A 22,159-nucleotide genomic window follows, 5' to 3' on the forward strand; every position below is an offset into this window, starting at 1 on the left:
GTGGAAGCTTACTAGCCTACAGCCAGCTGACCTCTCTCGCTATTGCCAAGTGTGTCGGTTGTTATGGGAATCTAGGTTGTACTGCTTCTCGATACCGTTAACTTCTTGTTCCGAAAAACGACGGAAGTTGTATTTCCAGCGCTCTGCACCAAAGAGAGAGTAATCCTTATCCAAACGACTCAGCTGTTTAAGTTGTTGTTTGATGCTCAGAAGCCGGCTTTCTATATCTTGTATACCCATTTAAACATTTATAAATTATATTGTTGCCTAGATTATAACGTTTAACTCAAGGACTGAAGTACCTCCTCCACATCCTGTCCCGCTGTAACCTTACGATGAAAAAGACCACTTCAATTTGCGCCATTTTGTTAATCTCAATTCGCGACTATATTTATTGCGATCAGAAGTCCCACACATAAAACAGAAAGATAAAAACCATCCTTGAACTTAGGCGGCTACTTGTTTACAACAATCAAAGGAGATATTTTCGATTTATACCGATGATTTAAGCTAATTTTAACAATTTAATCTCATCGAATATGTTCCCAAGAATATTATCCCCGAACAATAGCTAACACATTTTAAAAACATAAATACAGCTGAAAAGATAGGCGCCGAAATGATCTTATTGGAATTTATTCAGATTGTTTTCAGTAACAAAACTGTGTAAGGTAAGTGAATATTTCTCGATATTTTGATCGCTGCTGAGCATTATTATTTGTGAGCAAGTCGGATTCAAAATATTGAAGAACTTTATAAATAGCCTATTCCCTCAAAGGAGAACGGTAGCGTGAGATAAAAGTAAGTAAAAGTCGCTGACCCAAGGTGCTACCAACACCAGGGGCCAGCTAACCAAATTGATAAGCAACCTATCAAGATGGCTGCATGGATGATACGCTAGAAACCCGCTTGTCTTCAATAAAGTGGAGCACATTCAGTAACTTGAGGCAATTACTCAGGTTTTGGCAGCGTTGTGTCCGTCTTTTCTACTTTTATGCCTACCGTTCCCGTGCCCCACCCCGCATTCACTCTTCAACTTTCTTTCACAGCTTTCCCTTTGAGGAAAGGCTACCCATGGTTTGAGTATCGTTAGGGAATAACATATGTTGATTTTGACTCGCCGAATTGGCCAAAACCTCAGAATTGGGGCTAATGTCTCAATCACTGTATTGAACGTTAAAGGCAATCAAGTACAAGTAGGAATAAAGGCCCCCAAATCTTTAGCCGTTCACCGCGAAGAAATTTATAATCGTATCCAGAGGGAACAGAAGATAGGCAAGTAAAATCTGTGAGCGGAAAACCTGGACCAATTATTGGGGGCAGAGTCGAGTAAGCTAAGGGGTACACTGCCACCAATTATTGGCCTTTCGCGCGAGCGATCATACTTACCGCCAAAAGCTCAATCAGCTTGAAACTCAGCGATTATTACGAATTGGAGATACGCTATCTTCGAAGACTATATGTCGTCTTCGAAATTTTTTATCCTGAATGTATTCCGGTTGACTAATCCGATCCATTCGAAAATGGCGAAAGTCATTACGAGCAGGGTCCCAAGCTACCAGATACCATAAGGGTGGCAAGATCAACATAGCTTGCGGTTCAACAACCCGGTTAGTTAATGCCCCTTTCGCATCACGATATTGGAAGCTCAGGTATAGTCGCTGGAGAAAAGCTGTTTCAAATGTAGGCAGTAGTAAGGGCGACATCTCTCCGACATTAGATATGTCTACCTCCGGTGAAAGCTTACCGATGTACAGGCAATCCATAAACCTGCGTAGGTCACGTACTTTATCCACAGGCAAAGCCTTCTCTATTTTTGCCAGCCCGGCATCCGCAAGATCCGAAAAGGGCAAACTCCCTGCTGCACGCACGGATGCAACGCTAATGAGCAGCGCAAAAATCTCGGCGACCGAGAGCCGAGCTGTGGTTTGAACCGATTGCGGATCAAGTTGCAGGCCGCCCCCCGGGCCAGGCTCAGAATGGATAACAAAGCCCTCATCCCGCAATGAGCTGATATCACGCAGCACTGTGCGCCTGGATGCGCCAACTTCAGCGGCTAAATCGGCAATCGTTAAAGTGCCCTTTCGGCGAAGGCTCCGTACTATGGCGTCTTGTCGGAGACGTACATTCATTTTACATGGACATCAATTAATGGTGACAGTTTTTGGCACCATTAGATTCTAGCCTATGCACTCACGATCCAGCAAAGGGATGTTGAAGTTGAAACAACCCTCAAGGATAGAAATCGGAGCCTGCTGGTAAATAGCGGCTCTCAGGGCCTCGCCAAAAAAGAGAAAGTAAATTGTCTAGAATACCCGATTTCCCCAAACCTACTCTTATCTCAGTCAATGGCATTGAGCTAGAGGTCTTTGAAGCAGGCCAACAGAACATAGGAAACCCCGTTGTGCTTTGTCACGGATGGCCAGAACATGCCTTTTCCTGGCGCCACCAAATGCCCGCTCTCGCCGCAGCGGGCTACCACGTTATCGTTCCCAATCAGCGAGGCTATGGCAACTCATCCTGCCCAACGGAAGTAACCAGCTATGACATTGAACACTTAACCGGCGATCTTGTCGCACTTCTAGATCATTACGGATACCAAGATGCCGCCTTTATCGGTCATGATTGGGGTGCAATGGTGGTTTGGGGCATAGCGCTATTACATCCAAACCGTATTAAAAAAATTATAAACCTAGCACTGCCCTATCAAGCCCGAACAGAAAAACCTTGGATCGAGTTTATGGAAGAATTTCTAGGAAACGACTATTACATCGTTCACTTTAACCGACAGCCAGGCATCGCGGACGCTGTGTTAGACGCAAATACTACCCAATTCCTTCGCAATATATTCCGTAAGAATATGCCTCCAGCACCACCAGAACCTGGAATGATAGTGATCGATCTCGCCAGAGCAGAAGCGCCAGTTGGCGAGCCCTTAATGGGTGATAACGAACTGGCTGTTTTTATTTCTGCATTTGAGAAAACAGGGTTCATGAGTAGCATTAATTGGTATAGAAACCTTGACCGCAATTGGCAGATCTTGGCGGATGTAAAGCCAATCATTCAAAAGCCAACACTGATGATTTACGGCGATCGTGATTTGATCGCGAAGTCTGCCAATCTAAAAGAATTCGTTCCTAATGTTGATGTTGTCAGCCTAGATTGTGGCCATTGGATTCAACAAGAGAAGCCAGAAGAAACAAATCAAGTAATTTTAAAGTGGTTAGAACAATAGGATGCCATCTAATGCGAATAGCAATAATTCTTAGAGGGTAGTGTAAATTTTAAGCGTACAAGATTATAGATGTGTTAATTCACTAATATTACACTACCCCAATTATTACCAAGCACAACCTTTAAAACTAATCTTGAAATTAACCAATATGTCATAGAGACCACGGGTGGATGCCGGCCTAAATAGCGACAACTATCGAGCAAAGTTACATTTTGGTCGTTCAGGCCTGATATGAAAGTTACCTGTTTTAAAATGGTGACTTGTCAGCTCGGCTTTAAACTAACTCAAATTAGATTTTTCTTTTTCCACTGAATAGCGCAACACAGCCTTTTATTTCTATTTGATACTCTTCAAACCTATTCGCAAGATAGGTTTGAAGATCTCCCTGGCAATCTTCAACATTTGAAAAAATACCCTTTTGGTTATATATGTGCATTAATTTCTTTGCCACAGTATTTCTAGGTACACCCTCTGATAAAATAGTTGAGCCAAATACAACACCTGATTCAGCAAGCAGTGTACTAATGTGATCTAAGGCAGACAGCTTATCAGATAATTTTCCAGGAAGACAATGCAACAAGTAATTTAGAGAAATTGATTCAAATTTTCCAGCGGCTATGTCTACTTCATCTAGCACGTTACAGCGAAATTGAAGCGGATTATACCGAACAACCCTAGCGGCAGTAACATCCAAGCTATTTTGGTTCAAATCCATCAAACCCAGCCTTACATCACCGGGAGGGAATTGGCACTTGTCGAGAAAATACCCTGTTCCAACACCAACATCCAAATGGTTTGACGTAATATGCCGGTTGAAGTGCTTGAGAATATCTGCAGTAGGACACTGCCAGATGTATCGATTGGATAATCCTAGAACCCAAAGATCATATAACCAGAGCACGGGCTTGGAGTAAACAGCCTGCCCCTGCTCCACCTCTTTTGTTATCGCCATGTATTTCTCCTACAAGTCTGACTGGAAAGTAAATATCGATCAAGTTTATAACACCATGGTACCACCTCTTTGATGGAAGCGAGAAATCGCGCTCCAGACGGTGAGGAATAGTTATTCTTGTGAAAAGGCTGTATGGCAATAAAATTATTTTTACGTATAAAATACAATTCTTATGTCTAAACAATTGAGTACAGAAGCACACTTTAACCTCTATTGCATTTTGAATTTGCACATCAAAAATTTATCAAGAAAAAATCAAGCATTTTGTAGAGCCCAGCACAATTCTTGAAGAGATAAATCAGCGCAAACCCTAAACTTTTAGTCGCAGGTGTATCAGGCTAAAAATACTTACTCGTAAAGTAGTTTTAACTTTATCTGACAGTAACCGATTTTCTACAGAGAATTCTATCGGGATATAGCATGAACCAATAGAAATTTCGAGCGCTTAAAATCTACTACTTTCCATTACTCAGATACTTTTCTCGCACCTGATTAATCAGGCCACCAGCCTCTAGCACTTCGAGTTCATCTATTGACAAATCACTCCACAGATTAATACTCTCGCCAGATGACTTAATCAAAAGCTTTACAGAGTTGTTTGACTTCAATTGTGCTATTGGCTTGTCAATCTCAAGGATTGAATCCTGCTCAAGTCGATCGTAATCATCAAAGCTATCAAAAAGCAGTGGCAGCACACCAAAGTTAATGAGATTACGGCGGTGGATACGAGCCATGCTTTTTGCAATTATGCACCTTACTCCAAGAAATCGTGATGATACCGCTGCATGTTCACGGCTGGAGCCTTGCCCATAATTTTCACCACCAACAACAAAACAGTCACCATTCAGTTTTATCGCCCGCTGGTAAAATGTTTCATCGATACGTGAAAATGTATAGCGACTAATGGCGGGGATGTTTGAGCGCAAAGGTAAAATCTCAGCTCCGGCAGGCAGTATTTCATCTGTCGAAACATTGTCACCCGCTTTCAGTAATAGCGGGCCCGTTAAGGTCTTTGGAAGCTTTTCAAAGTTTGGCAACGGCTTGATATTTGGACCTTTAATCAGCTCAACTGCTACAGGGATTTCTTGGGGTGGCTGAAGTAAAGGTCTTATATCTGGCAGATACTCCGGCTCACTAAAGCTGGGATAATCCATGTCCAGATCACGAGGATCGGTAATCACGCCCTTCAGTGCACTAGCAGTGGCGGTTTCAGGGCTGCATAAATAGACTTGGTCATCTGCTGTGCCGGATCGACCAGGGAAGTTACGTGGCACAGTACGTAGGCTGATACGGCCAGTGGCGGGGGCTTGCCCCATGCCAATACAGCCGCCGCAGCCTGTCTGGTGCAAGCGCGCACCAACTTCAAGTAGTTTTGTGAGATCGCCACTCCGGCTAAGCTCTTCGAGTAATTGGCGCGAGGTTGGGTTGATATCAAAAGAGACGTCGTCGGCTAAACGACGACCTGCGACAATGCGCGCTGGTATGGCGAAATCCCGCAGCCCCGGGTTAGCAGAAGAGCCAATATAGCTCTGGTAAATAGGGCGGCCCGCCACCTCACGTACGGTTACCACTTTATCTGGGCTGGATGGGCAGGCGATTAGCGGCTCAAGATCAGATAAATTGATAGTATCTTCTTCGTCATAGCTCGCACCCTCATCAGCTTTCATTTCTACATAATCGCTTTCTCGGTGCTGCTGTTTGAGAAAGGCTTTCACAGCTTCATCGGCGGGAAACACACTGGCAGTGGTACCCATCTCCTGCCCCATATTGGCGATCACATGACGGTCCATCGCGGTCAGATTGGCGAGGCCTGGGCCGTGATACTCGACAATCTTATTCACACAGCCCTTAACTGTTTGCCGGCGTAACATTTCCAGGATAATGTCCTTGGCACTAACCCATGGCGGTAATTCACCCTCAAGCTTTACACCGAGCACTTTCGGCATTTTCAGCGCAAAGGGAACGCCAGCGATGGCCATGGCCACCTGTAAGCCACCGGCACCAATAGCCAACATGCCCATAGAACCCGCTGCACAGGTATGGCTATCGGCGCCAAGTAACGTCTTTCCGGGGATATCAAAGCAAGCCATATGTACCGGGTGGCTTACACCATTACCGGGACGTGAAAACCAAAGTCCAAACTTGCGACAGGCGCTTTGCAGGAACAGGTGATCATCGGCGTTTTTGTAGTCCGTTTGTAGAAGGTTATGGTCTACATACTGTGCGGAAAGCTCAGTCTTGATTTGTGATAAACCAAGCGCCTCTAGCTCTAACATGACCAGAGTACCGGTACCATCCTGTGCCAGCGTTTGATCTATCGTTATCTCTATTGGGCTGCCGGGCTCTAATGAGCCATTCACGAGATGGCTCTGGATCAGTTTCTGCGCGAGATTCATAGCCATAATGGATACCCTTAAGTGAAACGCCTTAAGTTGGGAAACGCCTCCTGCGACGCTTCCAGACCATGATCATTGTAGTTCGACCTTTGATAGATATTATGTTGGCTTATCTATTCTGTCCTATTCATAAGGCTAAATAGGCGTCTGAGCGATATCCTTCAGCCTTCTGTCATCGCGAAGAGGCACTAACTTAATCAGCACCTTGGATATCAATATTTTCTCTCTTTATTATTATGGACTGAACCTATCCACCAACATGGCGCTGTGTGGATAGGATTGTCGACTGTTCATATCTCTGGGATAAGAAGGAATTATATCCGTTTCCTATTTCGGCCATAAGATGAGAATATCTGGATGAGAATGAATTTTACCTCGGCGAGCTTGATGTGTTGGACTTGTAGTCTGCTTAGAAAAAAGTAGGGAAAGTCTATTATATTTTCACAATAGACTCATAGCCTCCCACTGTTCCATACTGTGTGTAGATCAACTATCTTCTGCACTGAGTAATTTCCCCACAGAGTTGATGTTTATACAGCCACTTCATTAATAAAATACTACTGTTAAATATATACTATTGATCTAAACACACTTTTCGACACATATTTAGTATGCAGACAAATACAGTATTAGCTATTGATCCTAGTGCCATCTTTCTGGAATCGTACTCAATCAATGGTGTCGAGGAGAGACAACAGTGGCGATAAGAATTCTATCTATTGATGGAGGGGGAATCCGGGGTATATTACCTGGAGAGATATTGGTCTCACTAGAACACAAGCTCAAAGTGAAATCAGGAAACCCTGACGCCAGAATAGGGGATTATTTTGACTTGATAGCCGGAACAAGCACCGGCGCAGTATTGGGCGCCGCATATGTATGCCCCAATAAGAAAGGAAAGCCAAAATTTACAGCTCAGGAGGCAGTCAATATCTACCTGGAAGAAGGTGATAAGGTTTTTGAAAGTGGAACCTGGCCTTATTTCGATAAATTGAAACTTTTAAGGGGAGAAAAATACTCTACCCATGAGCTCGAAAGAGTATTAAAGAAGTATTTTGGTAAAACAACGCTAAGCAAATTGTTAAAACCCACCTGTTTTGTTTCCTATGACATCAACAAACGTGAACAAATCATATTCAGGCAGCACTGTGCCATAGTGAGGAAGGAAGACTTTCTGGTAAGAGACCTTCTGAGAGGTAGTACCGCTGCACCAACCTACTTTGAACCCGCACGCATTTATTCACTACCGCCACTAAATAAAAAATATGTCCTGGTCGATGGCGGCATGGTAGCCAGTGATCCAGCTTTATGCGCCTATTCAGAAGCCATTAAGTTTACTGGCATCTCCGGAATCAAGGATATGATCATTGTTTCCCTTGGGACTGGCAAACAATTAAAAAACTACAAATACAAAGAAGTAAAAGATTGGGGCATTTTTAACTGGACCAGACCTACCATTGATATTGCGCTGAACGGAGGGGCCCAGATGACCCACTACTACCTAAAACAAATTACATCTACGGTAGAAAACACTGAGTATTATAGGCTTCAGCCCAACCTATATAATGCTGATCCCGCAATGGATAATGCCTCAGCAGAAAACCTAAGGAAATTAAAAAAATCGGGACAACAGAATGCAAAGGATTTTGATCATGAATTAGATGAAATTGCGTTCACATTGGTAAACACTCACGGCAGCCATGAGTATCAGCAATACAATAGGTAATCATCAAAAACTCTGATTCAGACGTTATTACTTGAAACCAAGCTACATAAAATTCAGCGAACAAAAATTATGTGCTTGTGGCGCCGCTCCCAGAACAGCCGGTAAATTCGAGCCGATAACTCTCATCCATCCCTAGCATGATACTAACTGCTAGATGCCTCTCTTAATATGACCTCCTTTAATAAGATTCCTAGTGCTTCTCGATCAGCCCTCATATTCCCACCAAGCACTTTGATAACTTTATCAAAATTGGCATTATCATCGAAGCTCCGATAACATATCCCTTCAGAATTAATTAGACCAGAGTCAAGCAGTATGACTGTCGAGTCGATCAACTTCCCCCTCAATTCAAGTCTAGATAGATCGGCAAGGCCATGCCTCATGATAATCGAACCAGTATTATAAGACATGGACCGACAAGACTCCTCTACCGTGAGTCACATAGTAAGCAGTAACAAAAAATTTAAGTATTTAAAACAAAAGGACTAATATTTGAACCCCAGATCTCTTTTCTTTTGGATGTGTAGTCTATCCGTAGTAATTATTCTTGGCTTTGCTCCCAGCTATTTTATAGCTTATAAAAGCTTATCTTCGCTGCATCATATACATGGACTAGCTTCCTTTCTTTGGATCACGCTCATGTGTGGTCAGCCATACTTAATGCTCAAAGGCAACAGATCTCTTCACAAATATCTAGGCTGGCTATCTCTACCTGTAGCAATACTCTTCATAGGCACCTCATCATGGCTATTATTTAGTACGATTGAGTCAACTCTGGATAAGAGCGATATATTCCGACTTGTATACTGGGTTGATTTATTCTTGTTACCACTCTTCGTATTTTTTCTATTCTCTGGCTTTCTGCACCGCAAATCCCCCAAAAAACATATGCTCTGTATGATGTTAAGCTTAGTCACCATACTTCCCCCAGGCCTAGGTAGATTAATCTACGGCGTATTCCTATTTCCCTTCGATGCGCCAATTAGATATTTTTACGAACCAATGATGATGATTACCATAGGAATATTGGTGTATTTGGGGGTTCGAGAGCAGTGGGGATTCAATCAACTCAAAGTGGCACTGGGAGTAACGGCAGGGTCGTTTGTCACTTCCTATTGGGTAGTAAATATGAGGATTTTTGATTCTGGAGTTAGATGGTTTGTGGGAATGTGACTGGTATCCATGAAAAATTCTTCACCAGGTAAAATACAATGAGGATCTCTATTTTTTATCCTGGGAACCTTTTTGAGAAAGTGATTTCCACACTTGTTGCTATTTCCCGTCAATGTGAGCAATATTTCGGCAGTCTCCCTAAATCTGAGCAATTCTATCTCGCATATATCGGCGTGAATATCCCTGATTCATTCTGCTCCGGCATTCACTATTTACCGTACTGACTCGCTTTACTGCAAAATTAAATTCTCACGGTCGAGAGCCGGGGCCCCTAATAAGCGCGGGAGGATTGAGCGAAAAATGGCTGGTCAGGTTATCCATAGCAACCGCCCAATTCACATCTGTACTCGACTTAAGAAACCAACGATCCCGTACTCACTTTTGGTAATTGAAGGAGTAACAGTGCACTACGTAATATGGACTACCAATTATCCACTTTACCTTCGAGTGAGAGTACCCATACGCCCACCACGTAACAGGCGCGCAAGGCTTCCGCGAGTTCCGGTCTCTCCATTGGAGTATTAATCGCCATCGTTCTTGCCTTTACTAGAAAATAGAATTTGTTCGCTATTTCTGGGAATCGAACCCTTCCGCAAGCCTCCACAATACCCAGGATTTACTTCACACCATTAGCTATCAATCGTTGCTTGAATATGAAAAACTAACAACATAAAGTGTTCACACTAGTATTAGCTGGTTCTATCGCCGCTTTAAGCATTAGGTTTTATAACATGAATGGATTATCAAATGGAAAAAGTTGCCGTATTTATTGATGTGCAAAATGTCTATTACACATGCAGGCAAATCTACAAAAGAAACTTTGATTACAATAAATTTTGGCGGCAAGCTACAGGTGGAAGAGAAGTAGTAAAAGCAATGGCTTATGCCATCGACCGCGGTGATAGAAAACAGCATGAATTTCAGAATATCTTGAGATCTATTGGCTTTGAAGTAAAGTTAAAACCCTTTACGCAAAGATCTGATGGCTCTGCCAAAGGTGACTGGGATGTGGGGATCACTATAGATGCAATGGAATATTCAAACTTAGTAGATACCGTAGTTTTAGTTTCAGGAGATGGTGACTTTGATATTCTTGCTCAGAAACTCAGATTAGACAGAGGTAAGAGAGTTGAAGTATATGGCGTACCAGATTTAACAGCTGCCACATTGATGAATGCGGCGAGTGAATTCACTCCAATTGAAGGCAGGCTATTACTCGACTAATTACGAATAAAGCATAGGTTTCTATATTGGGAGAATACCCACAAGCTCTAGGCAACATAATGGTTAGTTATCTAAAATTAGGTCAGGTAGTAGGTAGTTTTTATAGCAACCCTGCCATATAAATGCCTAACCACTATAAATAAAGGCCTGAAGACTGTAGGTATTTCTCCGCAAACCTTAACTACGCAAGTGACTAAAGCCATATATCATCGAAAAAACACAGTAATCCTATGTTCTCATAGGCCCTCGCATTTTTCATTGATTTTCTATATAGGCCAACTTCCAGAATTAACATGGTTGAACAGCATATTTTTGAAGTCTAATCGATAAGTACATACCTGATATTCAACGATCCCACTGGAATAATAGAGACTGCGCTTTCAGGTCAAAAACCATTCACCCCCTGCAAAGATCAACTTATCGCATACAGATTGCAGGAACTCCATCATCAACATACCTTTTTGAGAAGTATAACAACAAAGACACTTAAGCATTCTCAAAAAATTAGCTCCCTCCTCACCAATAAACCAAGCGCAACATCGAGCAGAGTCTCAGGATGAGAAACCATCAAATTAGAAATTTCATTGCTAATAGCATTTCTTCCATAGCCTTACTTCTTAGCTGTAATACTTATTCTAATGATAGCCCCATAGTATTAGTGGAACCTGCATATCCCTGGAATCAAGCGGTCAGTACAAAACTTTATTGCTCCGTATCATCTCCGCCTCTTCACCAGATTTCAAGCCATACCGAAGCCGAACTCACACAAGTAAAACCAGTAGGATCTATTATTAAAGCGGGAGAATTGGTAGCTGAACAAGATGGCTTTTACCTCTCTCAGGAAATAGAAATTATTCGAACGGATTTAGAAATTACACAGAGCCAGCTGACCTATGCAGAAGAAGAGCTGAGCAGACTAACAAAGCTGCGTGCTGCCGACATGGTATCCCCGTCACACCTAAACCATCTTAAACTGAATGTAGATACCCACCGATTAAACAGGCAAAGGCTCGAGCAACAGCTTAAAACTGCTGAATACCGCCATGAGCGACTACAACACTTCGCAAAAACGGATAGCCAAGTATTAAATATTGACGCAAATCCTGGAGAGAGACTTAACCCAGGGCAAAGGGTTATGCAGCTGCTCCCCCTTACAGAGAATCAAATTGAATGCAGCTTGCCTGAAGAACATTTAGATAGTGAAAACTTGCTTAGCAATAGCACTTTTAAATTAAAAAATCGAGATATCCACCTTAGAAATATCAGCTATACCGTCATTCCAGAAACACAAAATCTTAACCTCTATTTTGAAGCGAGTAGGGAAAAATTATGCCTTTGCTAGTTGGGCAACGATTCGAAATCACTATGCTGACTCCATTCTCGAGCAACAATAAACAGGAACTTATCACCAAAGTACCAAGTGATGCGGTAAGACTTGAAGACGGTCAATATAAAGTTTGGACTTTAGATAGCGATCAAAGGGCTGTTCGTGTAGATGTGCAAATAATAGACACCCTGGGAGATCACTTTATCGTGAGTTCAACTATTGAACCTGGAGATCTTTTAGTGGTACTGGGCCATGAGGGATTACAACCCAATGAGACTGTTACTCCGACAGAGAGGGAGAGCACATGAAAACCCTGGAGAAATACAGCTCAATAATTATAAGCTGTACTTTCAGTCTAATCATTGCCGGAATTATCGCCGGCCTAAATTTACCAAACGCCTTACTCCCCACTATCAAACGCCCACAAATTGCACTCGCAACTTCCTGGCCAGGGAAAACAGCAGAAGAAATTGAACAAATACTTATTGCGCCACTGGAGCAGGAGCTTTCAGGCCTTAGCTATCTTAAAGAGGTACAAACTAATATCAACAGTGGTTTAGCTTGGACCACAGTTGACTTCCATTCAGAAGCAGATATGGAACAGATGTATATTGAGGTTCTCTCCAGAATTAATCAAGTACCAAACTGGCCAACACAAGTCCGAACACCTCAAGTTTTCAATTTTTCCAATGGCGCAGGTGCTACATTGGCCTCATTTTTTCTCTATTCCAAGAAATCCGCAAGTGAATTAGAGTTAATTGATGCCTTTATCAATCATATAAAACCAGCTTTTAGTAAAGTCCCCGGTGTTTCATCCATTGAAGAGGCTGGTACACCAATTGCCCGGCGCGTTGATATTGAATTCGCCCCAGAAAAGATGGCTCAGAACTCTTTAAGTATTGCCGAAGTAACCGCACAGCTGAGTAACCTGGTGGATCGTTCAGGTGGAAACCTAAAAATAGGCTCGAAAGATTACGCTTTACACTTTAAGGGCCAGATTCCCTTGGGAGAACTTTCACAAATACCCATCACTTCACGGGGAAATCAGATTATTCGGCTCTCCGATATTGCCTCTGTAAAAGCTCGTACCGCTTCAGATTGGGCGTATTTTGCACTTGAAGGAAATCGATCCTTTTATTTTTATTTGCTGCCTACTGAAAATGTCAATGTTCTTGAAACCATTACACAGCTTAAATCAACGATGGGTGAACTGAACAGCGGAGAATTGAGACGCTTAGGAATGGAGCTGGCTATCAGTCGCGATGACTCAAAGGGAATTCGAAGTTCCCTCAATTTAGTATATGGTAGCCTTCTACTCGGCTCTCTACTAGCCTGCCTAGTACTTTTTTGGTTTTTGCGTAATTTTAGAACTTTAACTCTAATATTTCTCAGCATTCCCGTGTGTATATCCCTCGTGGTTTTAGGCATGTATCTAGGGGGTAGAAGTATGAATGTTGTATCACTTGCCGGGATTGCGCTTTCCATTGGATTAATGGTCGATGCTGCGATTATTGTGATGGAAAATATTCAAAGATTACGATTTAAGGGTTTTAGTATTCAAGACAGCATTATAAATGGAACCCGAGAAGTTACTGGGTCTTTGGCATCATCTACAATATCAAGTGTCATTGTTTTTGTACCAATCATTACAATGCAATCTGCAACAGGACAACTTTTTCGAGATCTCGCCTTTACAATTTCAAGCGCCTTACTCGCCTCACTGCTATTCGCCTTAATTATACTTCCCTCACTAGCAAGGTATTTACTGGGAAAATCCACTACTCTTAAAAAAAATTCAAACAGTGCAACAATCGATACCGTGCTTAGAAAATGGGTTGACCTTTCAATGAGGGCAGCAAGCGACCCTAAACGATCTATCGCCGTCATCATTTTAGGGTTACCTATCGCACTTATTGCCACCTACCTTTCCACACCGTCCATAGATGTTCTACCTGACCCCAAACAGAATATGGTTTCTGTTTATATAAATTTTGAAAACCCATTATCCACAGAAATCATTAAAACAGAAATTGGAGAAAGGGTGGTTAATAGAATAACTACCAACATGAAGGAAATTGAAGACCAGGTCTCTACTTACGGCATTATCTGCAATCCAAACAACTGCAATCTCTACTTATATACCCATGGAGATTGGAGTTTTAAAACGCTACAGGAATGGCTGAACAAAAAGGTGCTCTATGGATTAATAGGTACACAAGTTCACTTCAGCCACAATGGCTTGTTGCGATTTGCCATGCCCAACAACCGTATCAGCCAACTGGATATTAAGGGGGCTGAACTTTCCAGGCTGCAAGAGGCCGGAGTTGAGCTTATGAACTATTTACATTCAGAATTTCCAGAAGCACAAATACGGGAGGGTAGTGCGCTTCAAAATCGAGCCGTGAGGATAGAGTTTCAGCCTCGTCTAGACCAACTAACTCACCTAGGTATTACAATCTCAGAATTAAATCGTCACTTGATGGCTTTGACCGATGGAATCTATATTGGACACTTCTATACAGGAACTAATACCCTACCTTTTTACCTCAAAGCAAAAGAACCCCAAAACCTGCAGACACTTCTAGATACTGAAATTTTTATTGAGAGCCACGGCATGATCCCCGTGCGTGAGCTAACCGAGGCTCAAATAACCCAAGCACCTGGCAGCATTTTACGAGTTGGGCAGGAAGTAAGTGCCTCATTAAATCTTACACCCCCAGAAGGGGTAGCAATGAAGTCATTTACTGAAGATGTAGATCAATCAGTAAAATCCTTTTTGGCAACGAGCCCTTATAATGACTTACACACCCAGTTTAGGGGGAGCGCTAATGAGCTCAACCTATTCTTAGGTGAATTCTTGAGGATATTTTTGGCAGCATTGGTAGTCCTTAGCCTACTTATGTACTTCGCACTAAGGTCAGCAAAGCTGGCTGCCGCTGTGCTTTGTGCAATCCCACTAGCCTTTACAGGGGGTATGCTCAGTTTACAGATATTAAATGTTTTCACCCCTCAAAGCCTTGATGTGATAACCATGATTGGGTTCGTAATTTTAATGGGGCTCGTAGTTAACAATTCAATATTACTCGTAAATCAATTCCAGCTAACTTTACAAAATGGTGCCGGCCAATTTGAGGCAATCCAAACGGCAGCCAGATTACGAATACGCCCAATAATGCTAACAACGATTACCTGTATTTTTGGCAACCTACCTCTCGTTTTTAATCCTGGAAGTAGCGCAGCTATCTATAGAGGGCTGGCTACGGTAATTACTGGAGGAATGCTATTTAGCGCCTTGTTTGTTTTGGCTTTTATGTCAGCTCTGCTCTCACTAAAAATCTTCAAGCCGGAAACCCCCAACATCAGTCACAGAAGTGACCAGAGGTTTCCGGAGTCCCATTACGCTTAGTTTGCCACTGCTGGTATTGCGTGATCTGGCTCTTAATTATTTTATGCCCTTCTAGATAGAAGCCTTGGGGGCTCAACGTTATTTAAACAGCAAGTTAGCTGTGATTATTGATGATGAGTAAAAAATTACGCTAATATCAAGCCTTTCTAGAGGTGAACGCTTGAAGATTATTTTGAGCATTGTGGGTAAAGTAAGGAGTCTGCGGCAAATAAAACTGAGGGTAAAGAATCATTTGTCCTCAATTTATTCTTGAAACATCCTTGGTTCCAAGAATGCTATCGTGCCAAGAAGGTACGCTTCTTTATGAATCACTCTAAAATCCTCTACACTAAATATAATAACATATCAAAAATTTGACGACTGAAATTCCTGATTTTTTCACGTTAATCATTTTTCATCTCAAAATATCGATAAGTTAATTACTGCGACATACTACTCAATTACCAGCGGCTAAATTGTTAGCGATATATGCATACCTCTCCTTTTCCAGGTAAATTATTATGCTAGATGGGGCAATGCTGGTCTGGTTTATATTCGCGGCTATTAGTGTGATCTTTGTTACTTGGGACTCTTTCACCAATACACCGACCAGTTGGGTACAGCGCTTGGCATGGATTTTGGTGGTTGTATATACGGGTGTTGTTGGGCTATTACTTTATCTAATTACCTGTAGACGCCCCTTTCCCGGTGGTCACGATACCTTTACCCGTGCCACCTGGAAGCAGAGTGTTAACAGCGAGATGCATTGCCTTGCAGGTGATGCGACCGGCATTGTAATTGCAGCTTCCATCGTACCCCTCTTGGGGCTTACCAATGGGTGGGATGCCATTATTGAGTATATTTCAGGATTTATCTGCGGACTCTTTATTTTCCAGGCATTGATGATGCTTAACATGTACCAAGGCAACTATCTGAAAGCCGTACGCAAAACTTTTTTTGCGGAAACCGTTTCAATGAATATGGTGATGGCTGGGATGATTCCGACCATGGTGATACTGGCTTCACTTTGGCCTGAGTCGGAAGATCCTACAAGAGCTACATTTTGGTTCCGCATGAGCCTTGCCGCTATCGTTGGTGGCATTATTGCCTACCCCATTAACTATTGGCTGGTAAAGAACCACCTTAAACATGGCTGTATGACCTTACCAGGGCGGGATAGGCCAGCGCCCTGTTTGGGGTTCTGCTCACCAGAGAAGCCTTCAGGAGGTACGAACTTGTTGACGGATTCTTTAGCAGGGCATTCACAGGCTAAAAGCCACAATGAACACCAAATGGAAATGAGCTCTTTACCTTTGGTGACCTCTAGCGCCTGGGTAGTCGGCACCATTCTGTTTCTTCTATTTACACTATTTTTAACCAATCATATTTTTCCTATAAGATTTTAGCTATCAACTGATCACATAGCGCACTTGGTGGAGTAAAGCTGAGGGGCATTAGCCACTTGTTGATTAAATTATGGTAGAGTCCTTCGGGTGAGACAGGAATCTGTGGGACCATCTGTAATAGAAAATTTACACCTAATAACAGTGTGGCTTGCCTCAGTTCCCTTTCATTTATAAGTAGCACACTATTTGAGCCTCTTATATACAAGATATAACGCAGCTTTCGAGCTAGTGAATAGCTACTAACCTAACTCTTAAAATAACCCCCCGGAAGATAATGGGCCCAAAGGCTTATCACTGCTGGTTAAAGGATTACAGTCGCCAGATGAATAGTCGTTTACTTAACCTAGATGCTCTACGTGGCCTTGCAGCAATTCTTGTTGTATGGCAACACAGTAGTGAAGTATTTATACGCAACGCCAGTGTTGCCCAACATGGCACCGAGCTAGCAAGCTTTATCAGTCAGGTGGATTTCGGCAGAATTGGGGTAATCTGTTTCTTCTTAATATCCGGTTTTGTTATCCCTTTTAGCCTTTCCGGCACACGAAGCTCCCTAAAAAAATTTGCCATTCGCCGCTTCTTTCGGCTTTATCCAGCCTATTGGTCATCACTATTTATAGCGGTAGGATTGACTTGGCTAATCAGTGATTGGATGTATCCCATGGCGACCATTGCCGCAAATGCAACCATGCTGCAGGGCCTAATGGGTGTTGATAATGTGCAGGGACTTTACTGGACACTAACCGTAGAATTAATTTTCTACTGCCTTTGCGCACTCATTTTTGCCAAGCGGCAACTCGCCAACCCCATGGTCCTGCTACTCTTTTGCTGGGGTGGGTTATCCTTCTTTATTGGCTGGCAATTGCTTGAGAAGCTACCAATTACTTTGCCAGAGCTGGCCCCAAGCATCACTTACATTCCTTTCTGTATCGCTGTTATGTTTTGCGGAACACTCATCAGGCATTGCTATGTTAGGAAAGCAAACTATTGGTATGCCATTCTCGCTGTGGCTGCCACCTTCTCTATTCCATTGATGGTGCTGTTTCTCTATTTCTTAGGTAAACCAGTAACTGAAGACCCTCTGCGTTTTGCATTACCTCACCTCATTGCTTTGGCTGTTTTCTTTATAGTCTTACTGTTGCCCTTTAAACCATGGCGCAGCCTGGTATCTTTAGGGACCATTAGCTATTCAGTTTACCTTTTCCACCCAGCAGTGATGCGTGGGCTGAACTGGATAATACAGCAGACCTGGGCTCAGCCGGTTTCGGCCTATCCTGTAGAGATCTATATTCTGGCTACAACGCTTGTCAGTATTGCTCTAAGCATCCTGATATATAAATTCATCGAGAAACCGGCTATCACACTGGGGCGACGTTTAAGTAGCGGAGCTGAGCGCAGAGAAATGGCTATAGCCTAGGAGAGATACAAACGCTGAGATACAGAAACTAGGGAGTGTTGATCAGGCCTGGAAATTCCCTGTTATCCAGGCCTGTTACTAGGCAGGATGCCTTACTGCGCCCACAGCAGGCTAATAGCTATCGACCACATCATAATGCCCACCAAAACATCCAGGACACGCCAGGTCTTTGGGTTCTTAAACAATGGTTGCATCATGCTGCCGCCAACGGATAACAGGGCAAACCAGAGTACCGAGGCACTGCAGGCCCCTAGCACGAAGAACAGGGTGCTTTCACCCGCGTATTGTGCGCCGACCGAGCCGATCAGGACTACGGTATCCACATAGGCATGGGGGTTTAACAGGGTCAGGGCCACTGCGGTAATCAGGGCCGAACGCCTGGACTTCACCCACTCCTTACTATCCTCCAGTCCCTTATTCGTGAAAGCGGAACGGAATGCCATAGCACCGTAACCAAACAGGAAAGCCACTCCGAGCCAAGTCAGCCAGAGCATCCAATTGCCGCCAGCCTGGGCCAGGTGCGCCACCAGGTAAACACCACTGCTGATTAGGACAACATCCATCAAGATACACAGCGCGGCGATGCTGTAGTGATACTGGCGGCGTATACTCTGTGTCAGCAGGTACGCATTCTGTGCGCCAATAGCCATAATCAAGCTGATTGTGGTGATAAAGCCCTTGGTGAAAGGAGCTAGTAGCAAACCCGAAATCACGTTGCCTCCTGTGGTCTTTGGGGTCTGCCCGCGGTGAGCGGGTCGAGAAAGTGGCAGGAGATTAAGAGGCAAGCTAAAATAAGTAAATTTAATTATTTTGATACCTCATAAGATTTACTTATGCTTGATTTGAAACAGCTCCAGGCCTTTGCTTTCGTAGTGGAGGAGCAAAGTTTTGATAAAGCCGCCGCATTACTCCACGTCAGTCAATCGGCGGTATCCCAGCGAATTAAGGCCCTAGAGGGACAAGTGGGTCAGGCTCTGCTGATTCGCTCCACGCCTCTACGACCTACAGACGCCGGGCTCAAGGTGCTGGGCTACTTTCAGCAGATGCACCTCTTACAGCACGAGCTACTGGCCGATATTGACCCAGAAGGCAGCAAGACCCGCTACAGCAATCAAAACAAGGTGCGTATCGCCCTTAACTCAGACAGCCTGGATACCTGGTTTCTGAAAGCAGTAACACCGATCATCCGCTCTCACCATCTGCTGGTAGACCTGAAAGTAGACGACCAGGATGCGACCTTGGAGCTGCTGAAGAACGGTGAAGTCATAGGCTGCATCAGTTCGGTCACCAGCAACCTGCAGGGCTGCCAGTCACTCTTACTGGGGCACATGGCCTACTATCCGGTATGTACGCCGGCCTTTAAGGAGCACTACTTCTCCAACCCCGTCAATGTGGACGAATTCCGCTACGCACCTGCTGTTGAATTCAATTACAAAGACCAACTGCAAAGTCGCTACCTGAAACAGTATTGGGGGATTGAGGCCGGACAATATCCGTCCCATGAGATTCCCTCATCGAAAGGATTTCTTAATTTCTTGACGCTGGGATTGGGCTGGGGAATGGCACCAGATATACAAGTGGAGGATTTATTAAGACAAGAGAAACTGATCAAGCTGACTCCAGATCAGCACCTGAAAATCCCCTTGTACTGGCATGTTTGGAATTTGAAATCCAAATTAATTAAAGAAATCACTCATACTTTAGCTGAGTATGCCCATAAAGCATTGCACCAGTAAGCAGCACTGGTGCAAATAAATGCTTGACCTTAGTAACGCCTCATCTCACTACCTGTTTCAAAACACCGAAGTAGTTACTGGCCAACTCAACATCATCGTAGTAACCACGATTCTTTAACAACTTATGCAAAGCCCTGAGGTTATAAGTGGGTACTGCCATAAAGGCATGATGTTCACAGTGGTAACTCAAGCCTTCGGTGGGGCTGACAAACAGGAGTCCCAAAATACCCCTGGGAATCGAACGCGTGTTGTATTTTGGTTCCAAGTGGTAAAGATCTTTGACTCCAGCATGTTCGGCGATCTGACGCACCCGAATAATAGCCATATACACGGTTAGATATGCCACAATCCACAATAAATATAGCTCTGGGATACCAAAAGCCCACAATATGGCAAACATAACACTATTAACGAATAAACCTCGTGTTAACTGAAAATTCACTCGCTTTTTTCGGCTGAGTAAGTCTCGTCCACTCAGAAATAAATATAAATTCGCTTTTAAACCAGTTAACCCCAAAAAATCTCTGGAAAACTTCCTAACCAAACTCTTCTTGCTGACGGGATAATCCTTATAGTTTTGCAGGTCTGGATCTTGATCTGTGCCTGCTTTGCGGTGATGCATCATGTGACTTTTTATATAGGTTTCTCCATCCATTAACAAAAACGGTGAAGACAACCACTTACAAACGAAATTGTTATAGGCTCGAGTTGCGAAAAGTGTTTTATGCCCGGTTTCGTGCATAATGGCTGCCAGAGCCTGCTGCCGCCCAGCAAGCAAAAATACAGCAAGAACATAAGTTGCCCAGTGTGGCAATAGCGCTGCCATGGTAAAAATTCCCATTATACCGAGCCAATTACTAACCACTATCCACCAGGCCTTGGCATCACTGCGCTGTAGGAACGGCTTAACCTCTTCTTTACTAAGGGGGATATTCATTGCAAGTCACCATTTTGTGATTATGTGTCAACGCCTAACTTCTGCAACTGTTCCAACCAAATATTTCGACCTGTATGGTCATACTTGCGTACAATATTTTTAAGTTCCTGATATTTATTTTGTGGCCTGATTATTTTTGGTAGTAAAGGATCGGTCGCTAAACGATGGATAGCCTCGCCACCCAAGCGGCATGTTTCAGATAACGAGACTTTGACAGGCTTTGATGCCAGGTTTGTAAGACTGCTCTCAAGAGTATGTATCAGGGCATCATACTCTCTATCTAAACGTGCAATATCCCACAAATGGAGCCCCCATTGATTAACCAGAGTGTCCGATACATCCTGCAAGACAAAGCAGTGCGCATTGGCTTCAAGACCCAGTTTAATCAGCATGTCCGTTAATTTCGTATGACTCAGTGTTAGATTATTGGGTCGTACCAACAGGTGATCTAAACCTGCAGCAAATCCATACCACTCAAGTACTATTAATGATTTCTTACGAACTGCACGTGCTGTTCTTTTAGGTAAGTGGCAGGCTAGCCACCTGAAATCCCAGTTATTGTATTGAAACGTGTTGTTTTTCCAGCGGTTTATAAAAGCACGTTTGGAAAGTGCTTTTTCCGTCAAACTGTAGATGCCACGCCGATTTTGAGTGATCAGGCCATTACCCACCAACCTATTTAGTGTCACCCGTAGGTTATTAGTGGAAACATCAAATGCATCAGATATGAAACCCAGCTGACTGGTTGCCAGTTCATGTCGTTTATTAACTCCCATCAAATCCAATAGAATATTTTTGGGGGTAGGCTCATAGGTAAACTGATACATAGTGAATATTACGTCATTAGTTTTGAGATACCTTTTGTGTAATATTACAGAGCTAGGCCTAACACACAATACTTTGTAATTTTATTCTTAAAAAAGTCATTTAAATCAACACAAACACTATTAAAAGCTTACTGCAGGTATTCAGCTCGCATTCTCACTTGTTGCCACCTGACAGCATTGCCATTGATAAAATACAGTAAACATATCCATAGGGTGACATATTGTTCCACACCCTACATAGACAAGCATGGTACAAATCACCTCCCACCACTAAGCATCTTTAATTGGAGATCCAATCCACATAAATAAAGGCTGCTTATTTAGACTACCGCTCAAGTAAAATACATCCTAGATTCCCATAACAACCGACACACTTGGCAATAGCGAGAGAGGTCAGCTGGCTGTAGGCTAGTAAGCTTCC

The 22,159-nt window shown here is 43.2% G+C and carries 17 protein-coding genes; 10 read left to right on the forward strand and 7 right to left on the reverse strand.

Features of this window, described 5'->3' with window-relative positions; all coding sequences use genetic code 11:
- Window positions 1–39: 39 nt before the first annotated feature.
- Window positions 40–240 (reverse strand): hypothetical protein, encoded by a 201-nt coding sequence (locus tag Q1A69_RS18340; RefSeq protein WP_299588811.1) that lies wholly within the window; start codon window positions 238–240, stop codon window positions 40–42.
- Window positions 241–1,103: 863 nt separating this feature from the next.
- Between Q1A69_RS18340 and csrA the strand changes: the two genes are divergently transcribed.
- A complete protein-coding gene (csrA, locus tag Q1A69_RS18345) occupies window positions 1,104–1,283 on the forward strand; it encodes a carbon storage regulator CsrA (RefSeq protein ID WP_299588813.1) in 180 nt (59 codons plus the stop codon).
- 132 nt (window positions 1,284–1,415) lie between these two features.
- Here csrA and Q1A69_RS18350 read toward each other — a convergent pair whose 3' ends face one another.
- Complete coding sequence (locus Q1A69_RS18350; protein WP_299588815.1) at window positions 1,416–2,132, reverse strand: WYL domain-containing protein; 717 nt, start codon at window positions 2,130–2,132, stop codon at window positions 1,416–1,418.
- Window positions 2,133–2,302: 170 nt separating this feature from the next.
- Here Q1A69_RS18350 and Q1A69_RS18355 point away from each other — a divergent pair, with 170 nt between their 5' ends.
- The gene (locus tag Q1A69_RS18355) at window positions 2,303–3,235 is read left to right on the forward strand and encodes an alpha/beta hydrolase (RefSeq protein ID WP_299588818.1); all 933 of its coding nucleotides are present in this window, start codon (window positions 2,303–2,305) and stop codon (window positions 3,233–3,235) included.
- 289 nt (window positions 3,236–3,524) lie between these two features.
- Here the strand turns inward: Q1A69_RS18355 and Q1A69_RS18360 are convergent, their stop codons facing one another.
- Complete coding sequence (locus Q1A69_RS18360) at window positions 3,525–4,187, reverse strand: class I SAM-dependent methyltransferase (RefSeq protein ID WP_299588821.1); 663 nt, start codon at window positions 4,185–4,187, stop codon at window positions 3,525–3,527.
- A gap of 455 nt (window positions 4,188–4,642) precedes the next feature.
- Entirely contained in the window at window positions 4,643–6,589 is a 1,947-nt protein-coding gene (locus tag Q1A69_RS18365) for an aconitate hydratase (RefSeq protein ID WP_299588824.1), read from the reverse strand.
- Window positions 6,590–7,280: 691 nt separating this feature from the next.
- On the opposite strand from Q1A69_RS18365, the gene Q1A69_RS18370 reads away from it, so the two are divergent.
- The 7 genes from Q1A69_RS18370 (at window position 7,281) to Q1A69_RS18400 (ending at window position 18,238) form a co-directional block, all read left to right on the forward strand.
- On the forward strand, window positions 7,281–8,309 hold the full coding sequence (locus Q1A69_RS18370; protein ID WP_299588827.1) for a patatin-like phospholipase family protein: 1,029 nt from the start codon (window positions 7,281–7,283) through the stop codon (window positions 8,307–8,309).
- 1,920 nt (window positions 8,310–10,229) lie between these two features.
- Entirely contained in the window at window positions 10,230–10,706 is a 477-nt protein-coding gene (locus Q1A69_RS18375) for an NYN domain-containing protein (RefSeq protein WP_299588830.1), read from the forward strand.
- Between the two features lie 556 nt (window positions 10,707–11,262).
- On the forward strand, window positions 11,263–12,048 hold the full coding sequence (locus Q1A69_RS18380) for a hypothetical protein (RefSeq protein ID WP_299588832.1): 786 nt from the start codon (window positions 11,263–11,265) through the stop codon (window positions 12,046–12,048).
- Window positions 12,036–12,341: a hypothetical protein gene (locus tag Q1A69_RS18385; RefSeq protein ID WP_299588836.1), complete on the forward strand. Its 306-nt coding sequence runs from the start codon at window positions 12,036–12,038 to the stop codon at window positions 12,339–12,341. The genes Q1A69_RS18380 and Q1A69_RS18385 overlap by 13 nt, the downstream gene beginning before the upstream one ends.
- The gene (locus tag Q1A69_RS18390) at window positions 12,338–15,439 is read left to right on the forward strand and encodes an efflux RND transporter permease subunit (RefSeq protein ID WP_299588839.1); all 3,102 of its coding nucleotides are present in this window, start codon (window positions 12,338–12,340) and stop codon (window positions 15,437–15,439) included. The genes Q1A69_RS18385 and Q1A69_RS18390 overlap by 4 nt, the downstream gene beginning before the upstream one ends.
- Window positions 15,440–15,939: 500 nt before the next feature.
- Window positions 15,940–16,824, forward strand: a complete 885-nt coding sequence (locus Q1A69_RS18395) for a DUF4396 domain-containing protein (RefSeq protein WP_299588841.1) — start codon at window positions 15,940–15,942, stop codon at window positions 16,822–16,824.
- Between the two features lie 322 nt (window positions 16,825–17,146).
- Window positions 17,147–18,238 (forward strand): acyltransferase, encoded by a 1,092-nt coding sequence (locus Q1A69_RS18400; RefSeq protein WP_299588844.1) that lies wholly within the window; start codon window positions 17,147–17,149, stop codon window positions 18,236–18,238.
- A gap of 92 nt (window positions 18,239–18,330) precedes the next feature.
- On the opposite strand, the gene Q1A69_RS18405 is transcribed toward Q1A69_RS18400, so the two are convergent.
- Window positions 18,331–18,951 (reverse strand): LysE/ArgO family amino acid transporter, encoded by a 621-nt coding sequence (locus tag Q1A69_RS18405; RefSeq protein ID WP_299588846.1) that lies wholly within the window; start codon window positions 18,949–18,951, stop codon window positions 18,331–18,333.
- Window positions 18,952–19,071: 120 nt separating this feature from the next.
- On the opposite strand from Q1A69_RS18405, the gene Q1A69_RS18410 reads away from it, so the two are divergent.
- The gene (locus tag Q1A69_RS18410) at window positions 19,072–19,974 is read left to right on the forward strand and encodes a LysR family transcriptional regulator ArgP (protein WP_299588849.1); all 903 of its coding nucleotides are present in this window, start codon (window positions 19,072–19,074) and stop codon (window positions 19,972–19,974) included.
- A gap of 40 nt (window positions 19,975–20,014) precedes the next feature.
- On the opposite strand, the gene Q1A69_RS18415 is transcribed toward Q1A69_RS18410, so the two are convergent.
- Entirely contained in the window at window positions 20,015–20,911 is an 897-nt protein-coding gene (locus Q1A69_RS18415; RefSeq protein WP_299588851.1) for a fatty acid desaturase family protein, read from the reverse strand.
- 20 nt (window positions 20,912–20,931) lie between these two features.
- Window positions 20,932–21,738 (reverse strand): hypothetical protein, encoded by an 807-nt coding sequence (locus tag Q1A69_RS18420; protein WP_299588854.1) that lies wholly within the window; start codon window positions 21,736–21,738, stop codon window positions 20,932–20,934.
- Window positions 21,739–22,159: the final 421 nt, after the last annotated feature.

Source organism: uncultured Microbulbifer sp. (genome assembly GCF_947498635.1).
Lineage (GTDB): Bacteria > Pseudomonadota > Gammaproteobacteria > Pseudomonadales > Cellvibrionaceae > Microbulbifer > Microbulbifer echini.

Excerpts from the sequence above, each read along its gene's own strand:
- Q1A69_RS18340 (WP_299588811.1), bottom strand. The coding sequence starts at position 240 with ATGGGTATACAAGATATAGAAAGCCGGCTTCTGAGCATCAAACAACAA.
- csrA (WP_299588813.1), top strand. The coding sequence starts at position 1,104 with ATGTTGATTTTGACTCGCCGAATTGGCCAAAACCTCAGAATTGGGGCT.
- Q1A69_RS18350 (WP_299588815.1), bottom strand. The coding sequence starts at position 2,132 with ATGAATGTACGTCTCCGACAAGACGCCATAGTACGGAGCCTTCGCCGA.
- Q1A69_RS18360 (WP_299588821.1), bottom strand. The coding sequence starts at position 4,187 with ATGGCGATAACAAAAGAGGTGGAGCAGGGGCAGGCTGTTTACTCCAAG.
- Q1A69_RS18365 (WP_299588824.1), bottom strand. The coding sequence starts at position 6,589 with ATGGCTATGAATCTCGCGCAGAAACTGATCCAGAGCCATCTCGTGAAT.
- Q1A69_RS18375 (WP_299588830.1), top strand. The coding sequence starts at position 10,230 with ATGGAAAAAGTTGCCGTATTTATTGATGTGCAAAATGTCTATTACACA.
- Q1A69_RS18380 (WP_299588832.1), top strand. The coding sequence starts at position 11,263 with ATGAGAAACCATCAAATTAGAAATTTCATTGCTAATAGCATTTCTTCC.
- Q1A69_RS18385 (WP_299588836.1), top strand. The coding sequence starts at position 12,036 with ATGCCTTTGCTAGTTGGGCAACGATTCGAAATCACTATGCTGACTCCA.
- Q1A69_RS18390 (WP_299588839.1), top strand. The coding sequence starts at position 12,338 with ATGAAAACCCTGGAGAAATACAGCTCAATAATTATAAGCTGTACTTTC.
- Q1A69_RS18395 (WP_299588841.1), top strand. The coding sequence starts at position 15,940 with ATGCTAGATGGGGCAATGCTGGTCTGGTTTATATTCGCGGCTATTAGT.
- Q1A69_RS18400 (WP_299588844.1), top strand. The coding sequence starts at position 17,147 with ATGAATAGTCGTTTACTTAACCTAGATGCTCTACGTGGCCTTGCAGCA.
- Q1A69_RS18410 (WP_299588849.1), top strand. The coding sequence starts at position 19,072 with ATGCTTGATTTGAAACAGCTCCAGGCCTTTGCTTTCGTAGTGGAGGAG.
- Q1A69_RS18415 (WP_299588851.1), bottom strand. The coding sequence starts at position 20,911 with ATGAATATCCCCCTTAGTAAAGAAGAGGTTAAGCCGTTCCTACAGCGC.
- Q1A69_RS18420 (WP_299588854.1), bottom strand. The coding sequence starts at position 21,738 with ATGTATCAGTTTACCTATGAGCCTACCCCCAAAAATATTCTATTGGAT.